Source organism: Streptomyces sp. NPDC005195, from assembly GCF_040608315.1.
In the GTDB taxonomy this organism is placed as follows: Bacteria; Actinomycetota; Actinomycetes; order Streptomycetales; family Streptomycetaceae; genus Streptomyces; species Streptomyces kaempferi.
Window position 1 is genome coordinate 1 of record NZ_JBEXHZ010000297.1, and the last position, 1,777, is coordinate 1,777.

At 72.9% G+C, this 1,777-nt stretch carries 2 protein-coding genes; one reads left to right on the forward strand and one right to left on the reverse strand.

The window, feature by feature from the left end; genetic code table 11:
• Positions 1-121 precede the first annotated feature (121 nt).
• A complete protein-coding gene (locus ABZV34_RS39115) occupies positions 122-943 on the reverse strand; it encodes an AfsR/SARP family transcriptional regulator (RefSeq protein WP_168525349.1) in 822 nt (273 codons plus the stop codon).
• A gap of 714 nt (positions 944-1,657) precedes the next feature.
• Between ABZV34_RS39115 and ABZV34_RS39120 the strand changes: the two genes are divergently transcribed.
• Positions 1,658-1,777, forward strand: a 120-nt coding sequence (locus tag ABZV34_RS39120) for an acyl-CoA carboxylase subunit epsilon (protein WP_356287952.1), incomplete at its 3' end; no start/stop codon positions are given.

A 1,777-nucleotide genomic window follows, 5' to 3' on the forward strand; every position in this document is an offset into this window, starting at 1 on the left:
GTCCGGGCCGGTCCTGTCGTGTCGTCACCGGCCGGGCCGCGGTGGTCGCAGGCCCGGCCGGCGGTGGCCGTCCCGTCCGTGTTCCGCTGCCGGGTCCCGTGTCCCGGGTCCCGGCTCGGGCTCAGGCCGTGAACAGGTCGTAGGTGGAGCTGTGGCGCGGTCCGGCCAGTACGTCCAGCTGGGGGTCGACGGTGAGGACGGCCTGGTGCAGCCGTTGCAGCTGGGGGGAGGGTTCCACGCCCAGGTCCTCGATCAGCCGGACCCGCAGCCTGCGGTAGACCTCCAGGGCGGAGGCCTGCCGGCCGGAGCGGTAGAGCGCCACCATGGCCTGTGAGTGCAGCCCCTCGTGCTGGGGGTGACGGGCGGTCAGTTCGATGAGTTCGGCGATGAGTTCGGCGTGCCGGCCCAGCCGCAGGTCGGCGTCGATGCGCCGCTCCACGGTGACCAGCCGGCTCTCCTCCAGCCGGACCACCTCGATCTCCAGGACCGGCCCGAGGCGTACGTCGACCAGGGCGGGGCCCTCCCACAGTCCCAGGGCCTCGCGGAAGCGGGCGGCGGAGACCTCGTCGTCGCCGCTCTCGAACGCGGTCTGTCCCTCCCGTGTCAGACGGTCGTACTGGTGCACGTCGACGCTGTCGGGCGGGATCTGCAGCAGATAGCCGCCGTGCCGGGTGGCCAGTACCTCCTTGGCGCCGCCCGGTGCGCCGGGCCCCATCGCGGTGCCCAGCCGCCGGCGCAGCTGCAGGATGTAGGTCTGCAGGGTCGTCAGTGCGCTCTGCGGGGGCTGTGTCGCCCAGATCTCCTCCATGAGGGTCGGGACGGGCATCACCCGTCCGGGATACAACGCCAGCAGCGACAGGATCTGCCGCGGCTTGCCCGCGCTCGGAACGATGGATCCCCCGTTGACCTCGGCACTCAACGGACCCAGAACCTGAATCCTCACCGGTCTCCTCCGTATGTCGTCGAGCTCCTTGTCCCGTTCCTTTTGTGGCCAGAAATCCGCGCCGCCGCTCACGCTAGCCGCGGCCGTCCCTCCCCAGCGATTTCCTGGAGCCGTTCTCGAGCGGACTTCCAAGTCCGGTGTCACACAGGCTGTCCGGGGCGCTGGAGGACGCTTGCAGCGCGGCTCGAATCGAACTCCTGATTCCGCGTCACCGCACTCCAGACGGTTACCGTCGTCCATTTCCGTGCGCCCGCGCTCCTGCCGGCGGCATCCGTAATCACCGCCGCGGGCGCCGTCAAGACACCACCTCCCCGCCCCGCTCCGCGCCCGCCGCGCACCGGACCGCGCGCCCCGCCCCCGCCCTCCCGGCCCGCCCCGCGGGGCACCTCCCGCTCTTTTCGCACCCACGGCAACTGGCCGAAGCGTTTCCCCCCACCCCACCCGGGCCGTGTCCGACCACCCCCGCCCCACCCCACTCCAGCCCACCGCCCGCGACCCCGGCGCCCGCTGTCCCAGCCCCTGCCGTCCCAGCCCCTGCCGTCCCCACTCCGGCCGTCGGGCCCCGGTGTCCCTCCTGTACCGGACCCGGCGCTGCGTGCCTGGCCGCCCCGCTGCCGCGGGCGGCGGCGTGGAGCGCTCTTCGAGTGCGGTGAGAGCGGTTCTTGAGCGTGGTGACCGATGGTGTCCCCAAGGCTGAAGGAGGAGGGAGGAGGTATGGGCACCCCGGACCAGTACGAGCCCGTCCCGCGCGTGGTACGCGGGCGGGCCGGCGAAGAGGAACCGGCCGCACTCACCGTGGTGCTGCTCGCGCTCGGCGCGGGCGGCGCACCCGCC